At 65.2% G+C, this 770-nt stretch carries 1 protein-coding gene; it reads right to left on the reverse strand.

Annotated elements, in window-relative coordinates:
* On the reverse strand, window positions 1-770 hold a 770-nt coding region (locus A5692_RS21600; protein WP_156766205.1), incomplete at both ends, for a phosphopantetheine-binding protein.

The raw sequence follows: 770 nt of genomic DNA on the forward strand, positions 1-770 counted from the left end.
CGGCACCACTGCCGGCCGCTGCTGGGCCGTCAGCGGGGCCAGCCCACCCCCACCCCCGGCCTGGATGCGGGGTGCTAGCTGGGCGATGGTGGGCGCCTCAAACACCGCCCGCACCGACAAGCCGGTAAATAGGCTGGTGTTGATGGCGGCGATCAGCCGCATCGCCGACAACGAATCCCCACCCAACTCGAAAAACGAATCGTCCACCCCGACCCGCTCGAGGCCGAGGATCTCGGCGTAGATGCCGGCAAGCATTTCCTCGGTCAGATTGCCGGGGGCGCGATATCCCTCACCGGTGTAGTCGGGGGCGGGTAGGGCGCGGGTGTCGAGTTTGCCATTGACCGTCAACGGCAACGCCTCAAGCACCACGATCGCGGCCGGCACCATATAAGACGGCAACCGATCCGCGAGCTGGGTGCGGATGGCGACTGGATCCACGATCCCCGAAGCGGATTGGGTGATATAGCCGATCAGGCGCTTATCCCCGGGGTGGTCCTCGCGGGCAACCACCACCGCCTGGTCGATACCCTCCACATTGGCCAGGGCGGTGCGGATTTCACCCAATTCGATGCGATACCCACGGATCTTGACCTGCTCATCAACACGGCCCACATACTGCAACTGCCCATCCGGGCCCCAACACACCAAATCCCCGGTGCGATACATCCGCACCCCCGGTGCCCCGGTGAAGGCACACGCCACAAACCGCGACGCGGTCAATGGTGAGCGGCCCCAATACCCCACCCCCACACCATGACCGGCCACATAGA

Origin of the sequence: Mycobacterium sp. E342, from assembly GCF_001667665.1 — a bacterium.
Taxonomy (GTDB): domain Bacteria; phylum Actinomycetota; class Actinomycetes; order Mycobacteriales; family Mycobacteriaceae; genus Mycobacterium.